Here is an 18,661-nt window from a genome sequence, read left to right as displayed (position 1 = left end):
GCTTGATAGAAAAGCGCTAATAGCTATTAATTTAATAGCATGCCGCTCTTCCCCACCTCCAGCAGCCGCGTGAGCAGCGGGTGCATCACCTTGCGGGCGCTGTAGATCAGGTGGAACTGCTCCTGCACGTCCGGCGTGGTGCCCACCTGCACCAGCCCGTGGGTCTGTGCCAGGTGCTCGCCCAGCGACACCGGCGCGGGCATCACGCCCATGCCGGTGGCGGCAAAGGTGCTCAGCAGCGCGCTGTCTTCAAACTCGCCCGCGATGCGCGGGCGGATGCGTTCGCGCTCCAGCCAGTGGTCGATGCGCGCGCGCATGGCGGCGTGGTCGGTGGGCAGCAGCACGGGCACCACGGCCAGGCTGTGCGGGAAGTCCGTGGCGGCCGCATCGGCCCACAAGGGCGGGGCGTACCAGGCGATGGCGCTCGTGCCCAGCAGCTGGCTGGTGGTGCGCAGCGCGCGGTTGGGCGGTGCGGCGCGGTCGGCCAGCACCGCATCGAGCTTGTGCAGCGCCAGCTCGCCCAGCAGCGGCTGGAACTCGCCCTCGTGGCACAGCAGGCGCAGGTGGGGCTCGTCCAGCACGGGGGTCAGCAGCCGGTGCACGGCCAGCTTGGCGATGCCGTCGGAGATGCCCAGGTTCAGCCGCAGCGTCTGGCCGGTGGCGGCCTCGCGCACGCGCACGGGCAGTAGCTCGCCCAGCGCAAAGATGTGGTCCGCCTCGTGCAACGCGGCCACGCCGGCGTCGGTGAGCACCAGGTTGCGGCCCTCGGTGCGCAGCAGGCTCACGCCCAGGGCTTTTTCCAGCTCGCGCACCTGGGCGCTGATGGTCTGCACGGCCATGTCAAGCCGCTCGGCAGCGCGGGCAATACCGCCTTCCTTGGCCACGACCCAGAAGTAAAAAAGATGGCGGTAGTTGAAGCTCTGGCTCATGATTTCTCGCAATCGGCACAACGGTGCGGTGGCATGGGTTCGTAAAAACCGAACCAATGGTACCGATATGACAGGTTTTTAAGAATCGATTCCGCCCCTACAGTCCGTCCAGTCATCGGCAGGTCTTGCCCGGTGAAACATTTTTCCCCTCGGAGCTATAAATCATGGAAACCATAGGAACCTGGTGGATGTGGGCGGGTTTTGCCGTCTTTGTGGTCGTCGCGATCGGCGTCGACCTGTTGGTGATGGAGCGCCAGGGCGCACACAAGGTCACGATGAAGGAAGCGCTGCGCTGGAGCCTCTTGTGGTTCTCGCTGGCGTTCGTGTTCGTCGCCATCCTCTGGTGGTACCTCGACAGCAGCCAGGGGCGCGAGGTGGCCAACACGGTGTCGATGCAGTTCATCACCGGCTACCTGGTCGAAAAGAGTTTGTCCATCGACAACATCTTCGTGTTTCTGATGCTGTTCAGCTACTTTGCCGTGCCGCCGCAGTACCAGAAGCGCGCGCTCATCATCGGCATCATTGGCGCGATCGTGTTGCGCACGCTGCTGATCCTGGCGGGCGCCTGGCTGCTGGCCACCTTCCACTGGCTGCTGTACGTGTTCGGCGCGTTCCTCGTGGTCACGGGTGCCAAGATGTGGTTCGCTGCCGGGCAGGAGCCCGACATCGCCACCAACCCGGTGCTCAAGTTCCTGAAAAAGCGCATCCGCATCACCGACCAGTTCGACGGCGAGAAGCTCTCCACGCTGGTCAACGGCGTGAAGCACTACACCCCGCTGTTCGTGGTGCTGGTGCTCATCGGGACCACCGACATCATCTTCGCGGTCGACAGCATCCCTGCGATCTTCGCGATCACCAACGACCCGTTCATCGTGCTCACGGCCAACATCTTCGCCATCCTGGGCCTGCGTGCGCTGTACTTCCTGCTGGCCGACCTGGCGGACCGCTTCCACCTGCTGGCCTACGGCCTGGCGCTGGTGCTGATCTTCATCGGTGGCAAGATGCTGCTCATCGACCTGGTCAAGATCCCGATCGGCTACGCCCTCCTGGTGACAGCCGGCCTGATCGCAGGCTCCATCTTCCTGTCGCTGCGCAACACGGCCCCGGGCGCCCACAAACCTCTGGCACTGCCGCCCAAGGACTGAACGGAGCATAGAAAACCATGGAACTTCTCGATGGAATCATGTTGTGCGTGTGGTGCGGCTTGGCGTTGGCTACGGTGACGGCGCACCGCGCTGGCAATGAGCGGCGGGATGTGCGCCTGCTGGCGGGCCTGACGGCCCTGTGGGGCGCCGGAACGGCCACGGCCCTCGCGTGGGGCTGATCAGGGTGGTGATGCAAATGCTGTGCACCCTGCGCCGTTGGCTGCGTGGCCTGGAACCCCAGGCCCGTGTGCACCTGGACCGCGGCTGGCTCGCCAGCTTGCGGCCTTGGCTGGAGCGGCGCGAGCTGTTCCGCTTCCAACGCCAACCCCTGGCGCTCGGTGTGGCTGCGGGCATGTTCTGCGGGCTCATCCCCGGCCCGCTGCAGATACCGGGCACCTTGATGGTGTGCGCCTGGCTGCGCGGCAACATCGTGGCGGGGGGCGTGGCCACGTTTTATACCAACCCCCTCACCACCGTGCCGCTGTATGCGCTGGCCTTTTACCTGGGCGCGTTGGTGATGCCGGGCGAGCAGACGCTGCCGGCCTGGAGCAGCGTGGCGCCGGGTGGCGATTTCTCGGTGCAGGCGATGGCTGCCTGGATCCAGGCCCTGGGAACACCGCTGCTTGTAGGCCTGCCCACGCTCGGTGCGTTGCTGGCGGCGCTGGGCTATGCCACGGTGCAGTTGCTGTGGTTGGCCCCCGCACTGCAGCGCAAGCGCCGACTGGCACGCTGCCGCAGAGCAGCCGCTTGACGCACAAAACGGGCGCTGCCCACACCAGTGCCACCGTGGAACTGGCTTTGCCAGGCCACGGGTGGAGTTCCCCTTCAGGGTGAAGCGGCGCAGCCGCTCAGGGGGTCAATCCAGCTTTACGCCCACCTTGGTAATCACCCGGCCCCACTTCTCGCGCTCGGTGCGCGCAAAACTGCCCATTTGCACTGCGGTGCCGGGCATGGGCTCCACACCCAATGCCTGGAGGCGCGCCTTGGTGCGTGTGTCGCCCAAAGCGGTCTGCAAGGCATTGCTGAAGGTGGCCACGGCATCGGCAGGTGTGCCTGTCGGGGCCACGATGCCCTGCCACGCAAAACCTTCAAAACCCTGCAGCCCTTGTTCTGAAATGGTGGGTACATCGGGCATGGTGCCCACACGCTGTGGGCTGGCCACACCGATGGCCTTGACCTTGCCACCGTTGAGAAACGGGTACACGGTGGCGCTGTCGATCCACATCGCCGGCACTTGGCCGCCGATCACATCCTGAATGGCCGGGGCCGCACCACGGTACGGCACATGCGTGAGCTTGAGGCCGCTCTGCTCGCGGAACAGCTCGCCCACCAGGTGGTGCGGGCTGCCCGGCCCGGCCGACGCCCAGTTCACACCATCGGCCTGGCCTTTGGCCCAGGCCATGAATTCCTTGAGGTTCTTGGCGGGCACGTTGTTGGACACCACGAGGAACATCGGGAAACGCACGAGCAGGCCCACCGGCTGGAAGTCCTTCTCGGCGTTGTAGCTCAGCTTGCTGAACAGGGACGGATTGGCCGCCAGCGTGGCGAAATCGGCCGAGAAGATCAGGTTGCCATAGTCCTTGTTGCGTGCGCTGTACTCGGCGGCAATGTTGGTGCCTGCACCGGGTTTGTTGTTGATGACGATGGGGCGCCCCAGCGTGGCCGACATCGACTCGGCGATGGTGCGTGCCACGATGTCGGAACCCCCGCCTGCAGCGTAGCCCACCACCCATTCGAGCGGCTTGGCGCCTTGCGCATGGGCCAGGGGGAGGGCGGTTGCCAGTGCCAGCCCGGCAAGGGTGGCGAAGAAGTGTTTACGCAGCATGGTGGGGTGTCTCCGGTGGTTGTGTGTGATGGGCGAGAAAAGGCCACGCACCGTCTTTTTGCGGCGCTTGGGGGCGGGTGTGCATTCAGGAAGGCAGGATAGCCCTGGCGGTGGGGCGTCTCAGGCGTTTGCGTGGGTGGGCACCACGGGCGTGATGGCTTTGCGCTCTGCCGCAGCGGGCAGGGCACCGTGGGGTGGGTTGCCCCGTGCCAGCTGCAAGGCCTGCAGCAGTGTGGCCTGGTCGCCGATGTGGTTGGCCAGCAGCAACACCAGGCGTGCATTCATGGCGTGGCTCTCGGGGGTCGACAGGCCTTGGTGTGCGGCGATCAGTGCTTCGTAAAAGTCGTCGCAAGCCTGCAGATGGGGTTGGGTGTTCAGCATGTTGGTTTCCTTGTCCGAGGCCGCTCACAAGACCGTTGCCGTGGCACGGGCCAGAGCGGCGCGCACGGCCGCTTCGGTGGGGGCGTGCCAGCGGGCACACACATGCTGATCGGGCCGCACCAGGTACGCCGTGCCTGGCAGCGCGTCCAGCCGCTGCGCCGCCAGCGCCTGGGCATCGATCAAGTCCAGGCCGATCTGCAGCACCCGCACATGGGGCAGTGCGCCAGCCCAGGTGGGAGCAGGGCCAAACACCAGCAGCGTGAACTCTGGCCCCAGCTCGCGCAGCAACCAAGTCGGCTGGCCTTGTTTCGTCAGAGGCGCATCGAGCAGCACCGCGCCAGGCACCTGGGTGCCCACAAAGGTATCGGTATCCGGCGTGTTCAGCGGCGATGTGTGCAGCGTGGCCGGCACCGACAGGCGCCCGCTGTTGACGATGCGGCGCGCAAAGGCATGGTCGCGCGCCAGGTGCAGCGCGGCGTCGCGGAACAGGCGGCTCACCTCGCTCTTGGGCGTGATGAAGTCGGTAGCGCGCGTAGAGTTGCACAGGTTCTCATCGGCCGCGTATTCGCGCTCGGGTCCATACGTCGCCAGCAGGGCGGTGCCTGCACGGCCCTTGAGCACCCAATCGAGCTTCCAGGCCAGGTTCTCGGCGTCCTGCACGCCGCTGTTGGCGCCGCGTGCGCCAAAGGGCGAGACACCGTGCGCGCTGTCGCCGGCAAAGACCACGCGGCCGTGCACGAACTGGTCCATGCGCAGGCAGGCAAAGGTGTAGACACTCGCCCAATCCAGTTCGAACTGCGCATCCGCGCCCAGCAGTGCCTTCACGCGCGGAAGGATGTTCTCGGGCTTCTTTTCTTCTTCCGGGTCCGCGTCCCAACCGAGCTGGAAGTCGATGCGCCACACGTTGTCGGGCTGGCGGTGCAGCAGCACGCTCTGGTTGGGGTGAAAGGGCGGGTCGAACCAGAACCAGCGCTCGGTCGGGAAGTCCGCATCGCCCGCCAGCTTCACATCGGCGATCAGGAAACGGTCCTGGAAGATGCGGCCTTTGCTCTCCAGCCCCAGCATCTGCCGCGTGGGCGAGCGCGCGCCATCGCAGGCCACCAGCCACTGGGCGTCTATTTGGTAGCTGCCTTCGGGCGTCTCGATGCCGAGCAATGCGCCGTCCTCGCGGCTGGCCACGGTGGTCACCTTGTTGTGCCAGCGGATGTCGATGCCGGGCAGCTGCAGTGCCCGCTCCACCAGGTAGGCCTCGGCGTAGTACTGCTGCAGGTTGATGAAGGCCGGGCGTTCGTGGCCCTGCTCGGGCAGCAGGTTGAACTCGTACAACTGCTCGTCCTTGAGGAACACCTTGCCCAGGTTCCACGACACGCCCTTGTCCACCATGCGCTGCCCCACGCCCAGGCGGTCCCAGATTTCGAGCGTGCGCTTCGCGAAGCAGATGGCGCGCGAGCCGATGGAGAGCTTGTGGTCGTTGTCCAGTACCACCACGCGCTGGCCGCGCTGCGCCAGGTCAATCGCGAGCGACAGGCCCACGGGGCCCGCGCCGATGATCACGATGGGGTGCTGTGCGGGCGTGGTGCGGTCCTGATCGGGCGAGCGCACGTAGCCGAAGTCGATGGCCTGCACTTCAGGGCCGCTGGCGTGGAAGGCTTCGGTGGGAATGTCTCTGGGGTTCATATCTTTTGTCTCTTCCAACCTCGGCGGCTCAGCCTTCCAAAGCCTTCCACATTTGAATGTCACGCTCGGCGGTCCAGATGCGTGGGTCGGGGTATTGCGTGGCCTCGTCGTACGCACGGGTCACGTCAAACGGCATGCAGTGGTTGAAGATGACCCAGTGGCCGTACTTGGGCTGCAGCTTGGCGAAGGTGGCTTCGTAGACCTTGCGCAAGTCTTCACCCTTCGCAGCACTGGCCTTCACGCTCTCGTACAGGTCGCTGATGAAGGCGCGCGTGCCCGCCAGGCCCGCCTGCACCTGATCGGGCGTCTGCAGCGCGGCGCCCCGGCCGGGCACCAGCTTCTCGGGCTTCAGCGCCGCGATGTTGTCCAGGGTCTGCGGCCAGTCCTGGAAGTACGCATCGCCCGCATACGGCGTGGCGTCGAACTCCACCAGGTCGCCGCTGAACAGGATCTTTTCCTGCGGCAGCCAGGCCACCGTGTCGCCCTTGGTGTGGCCCCGGCCCAGTTGCAGGATCTGCACCTCCAGCTTGCCCAGCCACAGGGTCATCTTCCTGTTGAAGGTCATGGTCGGCCAGGTCAGGCCGTCCGGCACGCTCTCCACATTCTGGAACAGGCGCGGAAAGCGGCCGATCTCGCTGTCCTTGTCGAACTGGCCACGCTCCACGATCAGGTCGCGCGTGTCCTCGCTGGCAATGATGTGCTCGGCACCGTAAGCGCTGGCCCCCAGCACGCGCACGGCGTGGTAGTGGGAGAGCAGCACGTACTTGATGGGCTTGTCCGTCACCTCGCGGATGCGGCGGATCACGTCCTGCGCCATCACGGGCGTGGCCTGGGTGTCGATGACCATCACCGCGTCGTCGCCAATGATGATGCCGGTGTTGGGGTCGCCCTCGGCGGTGTAGGCATAGGCGTGGTCGGAGAGCTTGTCGAAGCTCACTTTCTTCACTTCGAGGTCGGCGGCGGAGGCAAAGGTTTTGACGGTGCTCATGGTGGTGATTTGTTAATGGTGAATTCGTTTATCTAAACGGAATGTGTTGATGCTAGGCAAGAAATTCGTTCATGTCTAACGCATTTGTTTAGGTGTAAACCCGAAGTGCGTATGGATGCTGCGCTGCGTGGACAATCGCCCCATGCCCACGACGACCCCCGACCTGCCCCCCGCCGACGATGAAGACACGCCCCGCAGCCCGCGCGGCATCCAGAGCGTGGAGGTGGGCGGCCAGCTGCTGAAGGTGCTGGCACGCACCGGCCGGCGCATGGCGCTCAAGGACCTGGCCCGCGCGGCGAACATGACGGCCGCCAAGGCCCACCCCTACCTGGTGAGCTTCGGCAAGCTGGGCCTGATCGAGCAGGACGCCGTGAGCGGCCATTACGGCCTGGGCCCCTTGGCCATGCAGCTCGGCCTGATCAGCCTGCAGCAGGTGGACCCGGTGCGCCTGGCCATTGCCGAGCTGCCCGCGCTGGCCCAGCGCATCGGCTACACCGTGTCGGCCTCGGTCTGGGGGGACAACGGCCCGACCATCATCCGTGTGGAAGAAGGCCCCACCGCCGTGTATGTGGCCATGCGCCACGGCACCACGGCCTCGGTGCGGCACACGGCCACGGGCAAGGTGTTCGCGGCTTTCGGCCCGCGCGAGCGGGCAGCGGCTGCGCTGGCGGCCGAAGGGTTTGCGGGCGCGCTGGATGAGCCCGCATTTGCGGCCGAGTTGGAGGCTGTGCGCCAGCACCAGATCAGCGAGGTGACTGACCAGCTGCTGCCCGGCATCAGCGCGCTGGCAACGCCGGTGTTTGACGGGTTTGGGCAGCTGGTGTTGTGCCTGGCGGTGATAGGGCCCAGCGCCACGCTGCAGACGGGGCCGGGCAGTGCTGCCGCAGGCCATCTGCGCGACACCGCGCGCAGCCTGTCGCAGCGCCTGGGCGCCGCGCAGGGCACCAAACCCTGAGCCGCCGTCAGCCGCCGCGCAATATGCGCGCCTTGATGCGGCTGAGCGCCACCGGCGTCACGCGCACATAGCTGGCAATGTCGCGCTGGCGCACCTGCGCGGCGATCTGCGGGTGCTGCTGCAAGAAACGCAGGTAGCGCTCTTCGGGCGACAGGGTGAGCAACTCCATCTCGCGCTGTTCCTTGCGCTGGCCGTACAGGCGGTAGGCGTTGCTCAGCGCACGTTGCCACAGGCTGTGGCGTGCGGCCAGCGCCTCCAGCGCTGCATGGTCGATCTGCTCCACCGTGCAGGGGCCGCCCTCGGCCAGGGCGGCATAGCTGGTCACGCCGCCCGGCTGCAGGGCCGTGAGACTGGCAAAACACAGGCCGGCGGGCGCAAACCCCTTGACCCAGGCGTCGCCCCCGGCTGTCTCGTACACCATCTTGATGAGCCCCCGGTTCACCACAAACACCCGGGGCTGCGCCTCGCCCGCGTGGAACAGCACCTCGCCGGGCTGCAGCTGCCGCACCGTGGTGGCGAGGTCCAGAGCCTCCCACTCGGGCAGCGGGGCCTGTGCCAGTTGCTCCAGCACCGTGTGGGTGGAATGAGAAAAGGTCGGCAAAAGAGGACTCCGTTAACCCAGGTTATCGCCAGCACAGCGCGCCATCGGCAGACTGCGGCCCATGTCTTGATTGTGTAAGGAGAGGTCGGAATGCAACGTTTGCTGCTGCCCCCTGTGGTCTGGTTTGCGTCGGTGGGTGTGATGGTGATTTTGCAGCGCACTTGGCCCCTGGCCGCGCTGCCCGCCGATGCACGCGTGCTGGCCTGGTGGGCGGGGGGTGTGCTGGTGCTGGCGGGCCTGGCCATGGCCCAGTGGCATGCTCGCCTGTTCAAGCGCATCGGCACCAATATCAACACCTTCGGCGAGCCCGGCACGCTCACCACAGCGGGCCTGTTTGCGTACACGCGCAACCCCATGTACCTGGGCATGCTGCTGGCCCTGGCGGGGGTGGCGCTGGCGCTGGGCACTTTGTCGCCGTGGGTGCTGGTGTTGCAGTTTTTTGTGCTCGCGCAGTGCTGGTACATCCCGCTCGAAGAACGCAAGCTGGCGGCCCGTTTTGGACGCCAGTACGCGGACTACTGCCGGGATGTGCGGCGCTGGATCTAGGCTCCTTGAGAGCGCGCCAGCGCCTGGTCGATGTCCCACAGGATGTCATCCAGATCCTCAATCCCCACCGACAGCCGCACCATGTCCGCGCCCACGCCTGCGCGGGCCAGCTCTTCTTCGCTCAGCTGGCGGTGGGTGGTCGATGCGGGGTGGATCACCAGCGTCTTGGCGTCGCCGATGTTGGCCAGGTGGCTCAGGAACTCGCAGGCGTCGATGAATTTCTCTCCGGCCGACGCACCGCCTTTGACGCCAAAAGTCAGGATCCCCGAGGCCCCGGGCGTGCCATCCACGGCACGGAACTGCTTTTGCGCCAGATCGAAATACGGCGAATCCGCCAGACCGGGGTAGTTGACCCACGCCACCTGCGGATGGCTTTGCAGAAACTTCGCCACGGCCAGCGCGTTGCGGCAGTGCTCGCGCATGCGCAGGTGCAGCGTTTCGGCGCCTTGCAGCAGCTGCCACGCGTTCATGGGCGACAGCACGCCGCCAAAGGTGCGGTTGACCTCCATGCGCGCCTTCATGGTGTAGCCAAAGTCGCCAAAGGTCTCGTAGAACTTAACGCCGTGGTAGGCGCGGCTGGGCTCCACCATCTCGGGGAACTTGCCGTTGTCCCACGGGAACTTGCCACCCTCCACCACCACGCCGCCCATGGTCGTGCCGTGGCCGCCGATGTATTTGGTGGCGCTGTGCACCACGATGTTGGCGCCCAGCGCCAGCGGGTTGCACAGGTAGGGGCTGGCCACCGTGTTGTCGATGATGAGTGGCACGCCGTGCGCATGCGCCACCTCGGCCACGGCGGCGATGTCAAGCACGTTGACCAGCGGGTTGCCGATGGTTTCGCCATACACGGCGCGGGTGTTGGGACGCATGGCGCGTGCAAAGTTCTCGGGGGCGGCCGGGTCCACGAATGTGGTCTCAATACCCAGGCGAGAGAAGCCCACGCCCAGCTGCCCCACCGTGCCGCCATACAGCGTGCTGGCCGCCACGATGTGGTCCCCGGTCTTCAGGATGGCCAGCAGCGCCGCCATCTGCGCGGCCATGCCGCTGGCGCAGGCCAGGGCGGCGCGGCCGTTTTCGAGGCTTGCGATGCGCTCCTCGAACACTGCCACCGTGGGGTTGCTGATGCGGCTGTAGACGTTGCCAAAGGTCTGCAGGTTGAAGAGGCTGCTCGCGTGTTCGGCGTTGTCGAACACAAAGCTGGTCGTCTGGTGGATGGGCGTGGCACGAGCGCCAGTCACGGGGTCGGGCTGGGCGCCTGCGTGGATGGCGCGGGTGCCAAAACCGAAGTCGCGGTCGGCGCCAGAGGGATGGTTGGAGGACATGATTTTGAATAAAATTGGCCGCCAGCGCTTGATGGATAAGCGCTAGCAGCTATGAATTTGCTAGTAAGACAGCTGCCGCAGGCGTTTGGCGCTGATGACGCGGGTGTTCACGCCCATCCAGCCCAGGCCGCCAAACAGCCGCGCGTGTTCGATCTTCACGCAGCGGTTTTCGATCACCTGGAGCCCGGCGGCCTCCGCCTGCAGGCGGGCGGCCTCATTGAACACGCCCAGCTGCAGCCACAGGCAGCGCGCGCCGATGGCAATCGCCTCCTCGGCCAGCGGCGGAATGTCCTCGCTCTTGCGAAAGCAGTCCACCATGTCGATCCGTTCGCCCCGGGCCGCCAGCGCCTGGGCGGCATCGGCCACGCTGGCGTAGGCCGTCTCGCCCAGAATCTGCCCGCCCTCGCGTGCGACGAGCGGATTCACCGGCACGATGCGGTAGCCGTGCGCCTGCATGTATTTGGCCGCGAAATAGCTGGGCCTGTGCCATTGGGGCGACAGTCCCACCACCGCAAGGGTGCGGCAGTGCGTCAGAATATCGCGCAGGGTGCTGATGGTGTCGGGCGTGCGTTTCATACATGGCAGTGTATGGGGGCGAACTGCTGCGGCGCCAGAGCCCCGCGTTGTCCACCAACACTGCCATCAACACTGTGGCCCCGCCCCAGATTCCGAGGAGATCCCGTGCAGAACCCCCCACGCGCCCGCCGCGCCACTGGCCTTGTGGCCGCCGTTGCCCTGTCCACCATTGCCCTGAGCGCCTGCACACCGCCGCGCGCCCCCGATGTGCCCAAGGTCCAGCGTGTCACGACCTACGCCTGTGACCGTGGCCCCATGCTGGTGGTGCACTGGCCCGCCCAGCCCGATGGCCCTGCGCTGCTGGAGATGAACGGCCGCACCGTGCCGCTGCAGCCTGAGCGTGTGGTCACGGGCTTTGGGTACGGCGACGGTGGCACTTACATCCGTGGCCAGGGCAACACGATGTTCTTCCAGGCGCCCCGTGTGCTGCGCGTGAACTGCGTGGCGCGCTGAGCCAAGCCCGCCACACTCGTAAAAACTGGCGTGCTCCCCACACCAGTGCCACCGTGGAACTGGCTCTGCCAGGCCACAGGTGGCGTCCCCCGCCGGGGGAAGGCGCGCAGCGCCTCAGGGGGCTTCCTACTTGTACTTGATGCTGCAGCCATACGGCTGTGTCGTCGCCGCCGAGATCGGCTTGCCCGCCAGCGCCTCCGACAGCCCCACCTTCACGTAGTTGGTGGCTTTCTCGATGTCGGCCGGCCGGGCGGAGGGGATGCTGTCGATGCCGCCCGCATAGACCAGCACGCCCTGCGGGTTGACGATGTACAGGTGCGGCGTGGTGCGCGCACCATAGCTTTTGCCCACGGTGCCTTCCTCGTCCATCAGCACGGCGGTGGGCACGGCCTTGCGTTCGGTGAGCCAGACCGTGAGTTTGGCGGGCTCCAGGTAGTCGCTGCTGGCTTTCTCGGTGGAATTGACCGCCAGCCACACCACGTTCTGGCCAGTGGCGTCCTTCTGTGTGGCGGGCATGTTGCCGCTGTCGTAGTGCTTGCGCACAAAGGGGCAGCCGGGGTTGGTCCATTCCAGCACCACATGTTTGCCCTTGAAATCCGACAGGCGCACCGTCTTGCCGGTGGCGTCCTTGAGCGTGAAGTCGGGGGCGGGCTGGCCCACGGTGGCGGCGGCCTGGGCACCCAGCGCGACCAGCGCAGCGGTGGCAATCAACGTACGGCGAAGCATCTTCATGGCGGACTCTCCTGAAGGGTTGGCTGTCGATGGAAAAGAAACGGGGTGAAAACCTCTACAACTGGGCAATGGTGGCGCGCACCTCGTCCACGCTGAGCACCTCGGTCAGCACCACGGGCGGCTTGCCGGCCCGGTAGAACACATACACCGGTACGCCGCTGCGGCCCAGCGCCGCCAGCGCAGCCGTGATGGCGGGGTCGCGGCGCGTCCAGTCGGCGCGCAGCAGGGCCACGTTTTTGGTCTGCAGGTCGGCGATCACGTCGGTGTTGGCCAGCGTGGTCTTCTTGTTGTACTGGCAGGTCACGCACCAGGCGGCGGTGAAGTCCACAAACACGGGGCGGCCCGTGGCCACGATCTGCTCGGCCGCGCCCGGTGCCCAGGGCTGCCAGCCGTTGGCGGATGCCTGGGGGCTGATTGGTGTGGTGGGCACGTTGGTGATATGCGGCGCAAAGGACCAGACCAGCAAGGCCATGGCCGCGACGGACACGGTGGCCATCCACACCCGGGCGCGGCCCGCCAGCGACAGCGCCCACACCACCAGCGACAGGCCCACCAGCAGGATCAGCAGCGCACCGGCGCCGTCGATGCCGCTTTGCTGGCCCAGCACCCACACCAGCCAGACCACGGTGGCCAGCATGGGGAAGGCCATGAGCTTGCGGAAGGTGTCCATCCACGCGCCGGGGCGCGGCAGTGCGCGGGCCACGGCGGGGATAAAACTGGCGGCCAGAAACGGCAGCGCCAGGCCCAGGCCCAGCGCCGCGAACACGGCCAGCGCCTGTGGCGCGGGCAGCGTGGCAGTGAGGCCGAGCGACGCGCCCATGAACGGTGCGGTGCAGGGCGATGCCACGGCAACAGCCAGTACTCCGGTGAGGAAACTGTCGGCCACCGGGTGGCGCGCCTGCAGGCTGGCCACCGAGGAGGGCAGGAAGTGCCCGAACTCGAACACGCCTGCCAGGTTGAGCGCGATCAGCGTGAACAGCGCCGCCAGTGATGCCACCACAGCCGGCGACTGCAGCTGAAAGCCCCACCCAACGGCCTCGCCCGCCGCGCGCAGGCCCAGCATGAGCGCGCCCAGCGCAATGAACGACAGCACCACGCCAGCGGTGTAAGCCATGCCACTCAGCCGGTGCGCTCTGCGGTCCTGCGCATGCTGGGTGAAGCCCACCACCTTGATCGCCAGCACAGGGAACACACAGGGCATGAGGTTGAGGATGAGGCCACCCAGCAAGGCTCCCAGCAACGCGGCCGTCAGCGTGAGCGACGATGCGCCCGAGCCCGCAGCCGATGTTGCCGCTCCCCCCGCTTGCGCTGCATTGGCTTTGAGCGCGGCCTCCAAGGCAGGCGATACGCTGGCCACCGAGGCTGCGGGAGGCCAGGTGCCCAGCACCTTCAGCTCGGCACGGTAGCCGGTGCGGGTGTCGGGGCCGGTGCCGTGGCCTGGCGCTGCCTGCTCCGCCACCACAACGGGCATCAAGTTGGGGCTGGCGCTGCGCTGGGCCGAAAGGGGAATCTGCGCCGTCCATACGCTGCCATTCCAGGCCTGCTTCCAACTGGCGGCGTTGTCGATGACCTCAGCGGTTTCGGGGAACAGGTCCAGCGTCTTGCCCCGCAGCGCCACGGGCAGGCCGTGCACGCTGACCTGCAGCGTATTGCCATCGGCAATCTGCGCCTGGCTGTCCGGCACGATGCCGGTGGTGCCCGCCAGCACCGGCCGGGGCTGTGCTTTGGCGGCGGCGTCGAACGCGGCACCGTTCAGCGCGGTGGTGCTGCGGATGGGCAGCTGCAGTGTGAACTCGCCCTCTTCGGGAATGCACTCCTTGCGGCACACCAGCCACGAGGCGCGCAGCTTGATGGTCGCGTCCTGCACCAGCGGGCCCGCCGCGAAGGTGCTGGCCACCGTGACGGGGATGGGCAGCAGCACCGTGCCTTCATAGCCATAGTTGGCCAGCGTGCCGATGGGGATCTTCCTGGGCAGGGGCCAGGCGATCTCGCCCGCGTCCAGGCCTGCGGGCAGTGTCCAGGCCAGGTCGGTGGGCAGGCCGGAGTCGCCGGGGTTTTTCCAATAGGTATGCCACTCGGGCTGGTGGGTGATTTGCAGCCCCAGCCACAGCGGCTGGCCGGGCGCCACGCCCTGGGGCGCATGGGCCAGCAGCTCGGCACGCACATAGGGCGTGGTGACCACGCTGCTGCCTGGGGCACCGGATTTGGAGCCAAATTGGGCGCTAGCGCTTGTCCATAAAGCGCTGGCAGCTATCAAAAGCAGAGTAACTGCAAGGCGGTGGAGCAGGCGGTGGGGCATGGTTGCAGTGTGGGAGCGGGCGCAGCGCCGTTGGTTCCGGTGCTCGCCCGTCCATTCCAGTGAAGCCGACATTGTGCGCGGGGACGCACCGCCCCCGGAAACTGTCGCCCCACGCGGGACACCCGTGTGGGGCGCAGCGCAGCGGCCCAAGGGCCATCGCGCGCCGCCCCATGCTTGGAGCCCCTCGCCTTTTGAAACTGGCGCGCCCTGGGCGAGTGCACCCGTGGATCCGGCTTTGCCGGTCCACCGGGTGCGTCCCCCTCTGGGGGAAGCCGCGCAGCGGCTCAGGGGGCTACTGAGTAGTCAGGGTCAATTCCGCACGCGGTGTCCACTTTTCAGGCGGGTTGCCCGCCTTGGGGGCGGCCACGAACAGCCGCTCCACGGGCAGCTTCTGCGACACCAGATACGAACGGATGGCCTGGCCGCGCTGCGTGGCCAGATCAGCCGCCATGGCCTCGGTGGCCGGCTGGTTGGCCAGCAGCAGGGCTTCCATCTCGGGCACGGTGAGTTCCTTGGCCAGGCCGACCAGGTTGCGCGGCTTGGGCATGTCGGCGCGGCGGTACACCTCCTTGAGCAGGGCGGGGTATTCAGCCGCCGACACGGGGGCGGTGTCCGCCGGGTTGGCGCGGCGCTTTTCGGCCAGCACCAGCTGCTGCACGCGTTCGCGCTGCAGGCCTTCGCGTTCCTCCTTGAGGCTGGCCATGCCCGTCACGGTGATCTTGAGGGTGGGACGGTCGGTCAGGGCCTTGACCACCTTGCCCAGGTTCTGCTGCGCCTCGGGCGTGAGCGTGGCGCTGCCGGGGGCAAAGGGCACGTTGCTCATTTCGTCGCCACCGCCAAAGGCACTGGCCAGCAGGCTGAAGGGCGAGGTCAGCGCCTTGCCGATCAGGTTCACGATGATCTTGAAGATCACGGGGCCGACGCGGAACTGCGGGTCGTTGAGCGAACCGCTGATGGGCAGGTCCAGGTCGATCACCCCGTTGCGGTCGGCCAGCAGGGCCACGGCCAGTTTCACGGGCAGGCTGTTGGGTGCGCCTTCCACGGGTTCGCCAAAGGTCAGCTGGTTGAGCACCAGCCGGTTGCTGGCGGTGAGCTGGCCATTGGGCAGCACCTTGTAGTTCACGTCCACGCTGAGCTTGCCGCGTTCGATGCCATGGCCCGCGTACTTGACCGCGTACGGCGTCAGCGGTGGCAGCTCCAGGTCGCGCACCTTGCCCACGATGTCGAGCGCCAGGGGCTTGGCCAGCGGGTTGAGCTTGCCGGTGACTTCGAGCGACGCCGAGCCCTCGGCGCGGCCGCGCAGCTCCAGGTCGGCCAGCAGGGGCTCACCGCCGGGGGCTTCGGACGAGAACGCGCTGAGCTTGCCGGTCAGCTCGGAGAGGTCGGCCGAGTAGTTGGGCTTGATGAAAAAGTCCGAAAACAGCACCTTGCCATTGACCAGACTCACCGGGCCAAACACCACCACAGGGGCCAGCGGGTCAGCCTGGGCCACGGCGGCCGGGGCGGTAGACGCTGCTGCGGCGGGTGCAGACGCTGCGGCGGTCTGGGCGGCTGTAGGGGCATTGGCGCTGGCTGCATTGGCGGCCTGGGCCTCGGCCGGGGTCTTGGCGATGTCGCTCAGGTTGATGCGGCCCGCTTCGTTGATCGTGATGCGGGCGAAAAAATCGACCAGGCTGGTCTCCTTGACCTCCACGCGCGGTGCGGTGCCGGGGGCGGTGGCCACGGAGAGGCCCCGCAGGTTCAGGCTCTTCCAGGCCAGCAGTTCCTCGCCCACCTGGGCTTCGGTCTTGGGGGTCGATGCGGCGGTGCTGTTGGCCTTGAGTTCTTCGACCACCGCATCGCCCGCCAGGCGCAGGCTGATGCCTTTGTCCGTCTGCGCAAGGGTTACCTGACCGCGATAGCCCACATCGGCGCGCAGCAGCTCCACCGCGAACTGGCTGGCCAGATAGCCGTCCAGTGTGTGCAGGGGCAGGCGGGTGGCGTCGAGCTTGCCCTGGGTGGCCAGCGGCTGCAGCGCCAGCGTGCCCTGGTAGTCGAGCTTGCCCGGCGCTGTCTTGTTGCCACCGCCCTTGCCTGGCGCGGCTGCGCGGGCCGTGAGCTGAAAAGCCTCGGGCTTGCTGCCGTCGGTGGCCAGGTTGCGGGCGGTGATGCCCAGGGAGGTCACTTCCAGCGCCACGGGGCGCTGTTGCGCGTTGTCGGCCAGCGAGACGGTGCCGCCTTGCAGCGAGAAATCGGCCACGCGCAGCTTCCACGCTGGGGCGTTGGGGGCAGAGGCCGTATGGGTGGCAGAAGGGGGTGTGCTGCCTTGCATGGCGGGTGCCGCTTTCAGCCAGCGCTCGAACATCCAGCGCCCGTCCGCGCCCCGTTCCACCGCCAGTTGCGGCTGGCTGAGCGCCAGGCGCTCCAGCGTGGCGGTGCGCGCGTCCAGGGGCACTTCGGCCCCCGCGATGTCGAGCTTGCCCAGGCTGGCCAAGGTGGTCTTGCCCTGCTTGACGGCCAGCTGCTCCAGTGCCAAGGGGCCTGCCTTGACCGTGACACCCGTGGCACCGGCCTGCGCGGCCTGTGGCGTAGGTGCTTGCCACACCACACCCACGTCGCCGGTGAGCTGGCCGGTCACCACGGGCTCCAACGTCTGGGCCAGGTAGGGGGCGGCCAGCTGCAGCGCCAGGGCGTTGAGGGTCGCGTTGACCTGCGCCTTCTGGTCGGTGGCTTCGCCGGTAAAGCTGAGCGTGCTGCCCTGCAGGTTGAGCCCGCCTTTGAAGGTGAAGGGCTTGGCATTCTCTTTGGCAAAGGGCACGGCGACGTCGGCCGCATCCAGCGTGACCTCGGTGGCCTGCAAGGCCGCTGCGGGGCGCGTGGTCTGGTCGGCCCAGCGCAGGGTGCCGCCGCGCACGGCGGCGGTGGCGACTTCCACCACCCAGGCGGGAGCGGCCTTGGCCTTGGCTTTGCTCGAGGAAGCGGGGGAGGCAGAGGCCGATGCTGCGCTGGCGCTGGCCAGTGGCGAAGATGCCGGTTCAGCAGAAGATGCAGGCGCCGCAGGTGTGGTGGTCTTGCCCTTGACCGGCGAGGGGGGCGGTGCGGGCGGAGCCAGTTGGGCGAGGTTGATCTGCCCGGCTGCATCGCGCGTGGCAGTCACCACGGGCGCCGTCAGCTCGATGTGCTGCAGGCGCACTACCTGGTCCAGCGGGCGCACATCGGCCATGTCGATTTTCAGGCGCTCGTAGCTCAGCAGGTCGGCGCCCTGGCGGTCGGTCATGCGCACCCCGCTGGCTTGCACGGTGCCGGTCAGCTTCACGGCCATGCGGGGGTGCTGTTCGAAGGCCACCTTCACATCCGCGTCCAGCGTGGCGCCCTGCACCCTGACGGGCAGGTCGGCCGGCAGGTAGGCCAGGTACGGTGCCAGATTCAGCCCGTCCAGGCGCAGCTGTGCATCGGCCTTGCCGGTCTGCGCAAACGGGGTGCCCTGGGCAGACGAGTCGAACCGGCTGCCATCGAGCGTGAACGCCAGGTGGGGTTCCACCTTCACCTCGCGCTGCGAGGGCAGGGTGCTGATGAAGGGCACCGTGAAGGCCAGCGCGCGCACTTGGTGGGTCTTGTCCACGGCTTGGTCGATGAAGTCGATGCTGCCGCTTGTCAGCGCCAGGTTGTACAGCGCCAGGCGCGCGGGGCCGGTGTCGGGCTCGCCCGTGGGCGCCGTGACCTTGGCGATGATGTCGTCCACGTCGTAGTGGCCGTCACCCAGGTGGGTGAGGCGCAGCACGGGGTTTTCGATGGTGAAGGCGTCCACCACGGGCGCCAGGCGCAGCAGCGATTGCAGCTCGCCATCGGCGTAGATCCGGCCAATCGTCAGCTGCGGGGGCGCACCTTTGGCGCCCGCCACGGCCACGTCGCGCAGTGCGAATTCCAGGCTCCAGGGCTCAAAGTCGATGCCCCCCACGGTGACTGTGCGGCCCAATTGCTCGGAGGCGATGCGCTCCAGCGGCCCCTTGACCAGGGGCGGGATAGCCAGCCAGGTGACCAGCCACAACACGATCAAACCCACCAGCGCGCGGACGGCGGGGCGGAACCAGCGGTGCTGGCGCAGGGAGGCAAACGAGACGGAGCGCAGAGAGATCGGCATGGCAGCAGGCAAAAGTGAGCGCCGCAGCCCCAGGACGCCTGGTGCAAGAAGTCCAAAAAAGACCGCGCGCGCGGGCCGCTATTGTCCCCGTTGTGGGTCTGGCGGGGTAAGC

At 67.2% G+C, this 18,661-nt stretch carries 17 protein-coding genes; 6 read left to right on the top strand and 11 right to left on the bottom strand.

Annotated features, from left to right (window positions below; genetic code table 11):
• Positions 1–26: 26 nt before the first annotated feature.
• On the bottom strand, positions 27–929 hold the full coding sequence (locus ASE52_RS23905; protein WP_010466190.1) for a LysR family transcriptional regulator: 903 nt from the start codon (positions 927–929) through the stop codon (positions 27–29).
• 164 nt (positions 930–1,093) lie between these two features.
• On the opposite strand from ASE52_RS23905, the gene ASE52_RS23900 reads away from it, so the two are divergent.
• Genes ASE52_RS23900 through ASE52_RS23895 form a run of 3 tightly spaced genes read left to right on the top strand, consistent with a single transcriptional unit; the run spans position 1,094 to position 2,825 of the window.
• Positions 1,094–2,074, top strand: a complete 981-nt coding sequence (locus ASE52_RS23900) for a TerC family protein (RefSeq protein ID WP_029414296.1) — start codon at positions 1,094–1,096, stop codon at positions 2,072–2,074.
• A gap of 17 nt (positions 2,075–2,091) precedes the next feature.
• Positions 2,092–2,253: a hypothetical protein gene (locus ASE52_RS26080; RefSeq protein WP_198928163.1), complete on the top strand. Its 162-nt coding sequence runs from the start codon at positions 2,092–2,094 to the stop codon at positions 2,251–2,253.
• Between the two features lie 17 nt (positions 2,254–2,270).
• Positions 2,271–2,825, top strand: a complete 555-nt coding sequence (locus ASE52_RS23895; RefSeq protein WP_057230048.1) for a DUF2062 domain-containing protein — start codon at positions 2,271–2,273, stop codon at positions 2,823–2,825.
• A 105-nt stretch (positions 2,826–2,930) separates the two neighbouring features.
• Here the strand turns inward: ASE52_RS23895 and ASE52_RS23890 are convergent, their stop codons facing one another.
• The 4 genes from ASE52_RS23890 to ASE52_RS23875 all read right to left on the bottom strand — a co-directional run bounded on the left by ASE52_RS23890 (position 2,931) and on the right by ASE52_RS23875 (position 6,945).
• Positions 2,931–3,899, bottom strand: a complete 969-nt coding sequence (locus ASE52_RS23890; RefSeq protein WP_057229824.1) for a tripartite tricarboxylate transporter substrate binding protein — start codon at positions 3,897–3,899, stop codon at positions 2,931–2,933.
• Between the two features lie 120 nt (positions 3,900–4,019).
• Positions 4,020–4,280, bottom strand: a complete 261-nt coding sequence (locus ASE52_RS23885; RefSeq protein WP_010466180.1) for a DUF2783 domain-containing protein — start codon at positions 4,278–4,280, stop codon at positions 4,020–4,022.
• A gap of 24 nt (positions 4,281–4,304) precedes the next feature.
• Positions 4,305–5,957, bottom strand: a complete 1,653-nt coding sequence (locus tag ASE52_RS23880) for an FAD-dependent oxidoreductase (protein WP_057229821.1) — start codon at positions 5,955–5,957, stop codon at positions 4,305–4,307.
• A 28-nt stretch (positions 5,958–5,985) separates the two neighbouring features.
• The gene (locus ASE52_RS23875) at positions 5,986–6,945 is read right to left on the bottom strand and encodes an MBL fold metallo-hydrolase (RefSeq protein ID WP_057229819.1); all 960 of its coding nucleotides are present in this window, start codon (positions 6,943–6,945) and stop codon (positions 5,986–5,988) included.
• A gap of 142 nt (positions 6,946–7,087) precedes the next feature.
• Between ASE52_RS23875 and ASE52_RS23870 the strand changes: the two genes are divergently transcribed.
• Positions 7,088–7,900: an IclR family transcriptional regulator gene (locus tag ASE52_RS23870; RefSeq protein WP_057230046.1), complete on the top strand. Its 813-nt coding sequence runs from the start codon at positions 7,088–7,090 to the stop codon at positions 7,898–7,900.
• A 7-nt stretch (positions 7,901–7,907) separates the two neighbouring features.
• Here the strand turns inward: ASE52_RS23870 and ASE52_RS23865 are convergent, their stop codons facing one another.
• Positions 7,908–8,501, bottom strand: a complete 594-nt coding sequence (locus tag ASE52_RS23865) for a Crp/Fnr family transcriptional regulator (protein ID WP_057229818.1) — start codon at positions 8,499–8,501, stop codon at positions 7,908–7,910.
• Positions 8,502–8,591: 90 nt separating this feature from the next.
• On the opposite strand from ASE52_RS23865, the gene ASE52_RS23860 reads away from it, so the two are divergent.
• Positions 8,592–9,047 (top strand): isoprenylcysteine carboxylmethyltransferase family protein, encoded by a 456-nt coding sequence (locus tag ASE52_RS23860; protein ID WP_057229815.1) that lies wholly within the window; start codon positions 8,592–8,594, stop codon positions 9,045–9,047.
• On the opposite strand, the gene ASE52_RS23855 is transcribed toward ASE52_RS23860, so the two are convergent.
• The gene (locus ASE52_RS23855; RefSeq protein WP_057229813.1) at positions 9,044–10,369 is read right to left on the bottom strand and encodes an O-acetylhomoserine aminocarboxypropyltransferase/cysteine synthase family protein; all 1,326 of its coding nucleotides are present in this window, start codon (positions 10,367–10,369) and stop codon (positions 9,044–9,046) included. The genes ASE52_RS23860 and ASE52_RS23855 overlap by 4 nt on opposite strands.
• A 60-nt stretch (positions 10,370–10,429) precedes the next feature.
• Positions 10,430–10,945, bottom strand: coding sequence for a CoA-binding protein (locus ASE52_RS23850; protein WP_057229811.1), 516 nt, complete (start codon positions 10,943–10,945; stop codon positions 10,430–10,432).
• Positions 10,946–11,050: 105 nt separating this feature from the next.
• On the opposite strand from ASE52_RS23850, the gene ASE52_RS23845 reads away from it, so the two are divergent.
• Positions 11,051–11,398, top strand: a complete 348-nt coding sequence (locus ASE52_RS23845) for a hypothetical protein (RefSeq protein WP_010466164.1) — start codon at positions 11,051–11,053, stop codon at positions 11,396–11,398.
• A gap of 126 nt (positions 11,399–11,524) precedes the next feature.
• Here ASE52_RS23845 and ASE52_RS23840 read toward each other — a convergent pair whose 3' ends face one another.
• The 3 genes from ASE52_RS23840 to ASE52_RS23830 all read right to left on the bottom strand — a co-directional run bounded on the left by ASE52_RS23840 (position 11,525) and on the right by ASE52_RS23830 (position 18,549).
• Complete coding sequence (locus ASE52_RS23840) at positions 11,525–12,130, bottom strand: thioredoxin family protein (protein WP_057229808.1); 606 nt, start codon at positions 12,128–12,130, stop codon at positions 11,525–11,527.
• A gap of 55 nt (positions 12,131–12,185) precedes the next feature.
• On the bottom strand, positions 12,186–14,429 hold the full coding sequence (locus ASE52_RS23835) for a thioredoxin family protein (RefSeq protein ID WP_057229807.1): 2,244 nt from the start codon (positions 14,427–14,429) through the stop codon (positions 12,186–12,188).
• A 292-nt stretch (positions 14,430–14,721) separates the two neighbouring features.
• Positions 14,722–18,549, bottom strand: a complete 3,828-nt coding sequence (locus ASE52_RS23830; RefSeq protein ID WP_057229804.1) for a DUF748 domain-containing protein — start codon at positions 18,547–18,549, stop codon at positions 14,722–14,724.
• Positions 18,550–18,661: the final 112 nt, after the last annotated feature.

Origin of the sequence: Acidovorax sp. Root275, from assembly GCF_001428965.1 — a bacterium.
GTDB classification, from domain to species: domain Bacteria; phylum Pseudomonadota; class Gammaproteobacteria; order Burkholderiales; family Burkholderiaceae_C; genus Acidovorax; species Acidovorax radicis.
This window is presented reverse-complemented; position numbering and strand designations above follow the sequence as displayed.

Excerpts from the sequence above, each read along its gene's own strand:
- ASE52_RS23905 (WP_010466190.1), bottom strand. The coding sequence starts at position 929 with ATGAGCCAGAGCTTCAACTACCGCCATCTTTTTTACTTCTGGGTCGTG.
- ASE52_RS23900 (WP_029414296.1), top strand. The coding sequence starts at position 1,094 with ATGGAAACCATAGGAACCTGGTGGATGTGGGCGGGTTTTGCCGTCTTT.
- ASE52_RS26080 (WP_198928163.1), top strand. The coding sequence starts at position 2,092 with ATGGAACTTCTCGATGGAATCATGTTGTGCGTGTGGTGCGGCTTGGCG.
- ASE52_RS23895 (WP_057230048.1), top strand. The coding sequence starts at position 2,271 with ATGCTGTGCACCCTGCGCCGTTGGCTGCGTGGCCTGGAACCCCAGGCC.
- ASE52_RS23890 (WP_057229824.1), bottom strand. The coding sequence starts at position 3,899 with ATGCTGCGTAAACACTTCTTCGCCACCCTTGCCGGGCTGGCACTGGCA.
- ASE52_RS23885 (WP_010466180.1), bottom strand. The coding sequence starts at position 4,280 with ATGCTGAACACCCAACCCCATCTGCAGGCTTGCGACGACTTTTACGAA.
- ASE52_RS23880 (WP_057229821.1), bottom strand. The coding sequence starts at position 5,957 with ATGAACCCCAGAGACATTCCCACCGAAGCCTTCCACGCCAGCGGCCCT.
- ASE52_RS23875 (WP_057229819.1), bottom strand. The coding sequence starts at position 6,945 with ATGAGCACCGTCAAAACCTTTGCCTCCGCCGCCGACCTCGAAGTGAAG.
- ASE52_RS23870 (WP_057230046.1), top strand. The coding sequence starts at position 7,088 with ATGCCCACGACGACCCCCGACCTGCCCCCCGCCGACGATGAAGACACG.
- ASE52_RS23860 (WP_057229815.1), top strand. The coding sequence starts at position 8,592 with ATGCAACGTTTGCTGCTGCCCCCTGTGGTCTGGTTTGCGTCGGTGGGT.
- ASE52_RS23855 (WP_057229813.1), bottom strand. The coding sequence starts at position 10,369 with ATGTCCTCCAACCATCCCTCTGGCGCCGACCGCGACTTCGGTTTTGGC.
- ASE52_RS23850 (WP_057229811.1), bottom strand. The coding sequence starts at position 10,945 with ATGAAACGCACGCCCGACACCATCAGCACCCTGCGCGATATTCTGACG.
- ASE52_RS23840 (WP_057229808.1), bottom strand. The coding sequence starts at position 12,130 with ATGAAGATGCTTCGCCGTACGTTGATTGCCACCGCTGCGCTGGTCGCG.
- ASE52_RS23835 (WP_057229807.1), bottom strand. The coding sequence starts at position 14,429 with ATGCCCCACCGCCTGCTCCACCGCCTTGCAGTTACTCTGCTTTTGATA.
- ASE52_RS23830 (WP_057229804.1), bottom strand. The coding sequence starts at position 18,549 with ATGCCGATCTCTCTGCGCTCCGTCTCGTTTGCCTCCCTGCGCCAGCAC.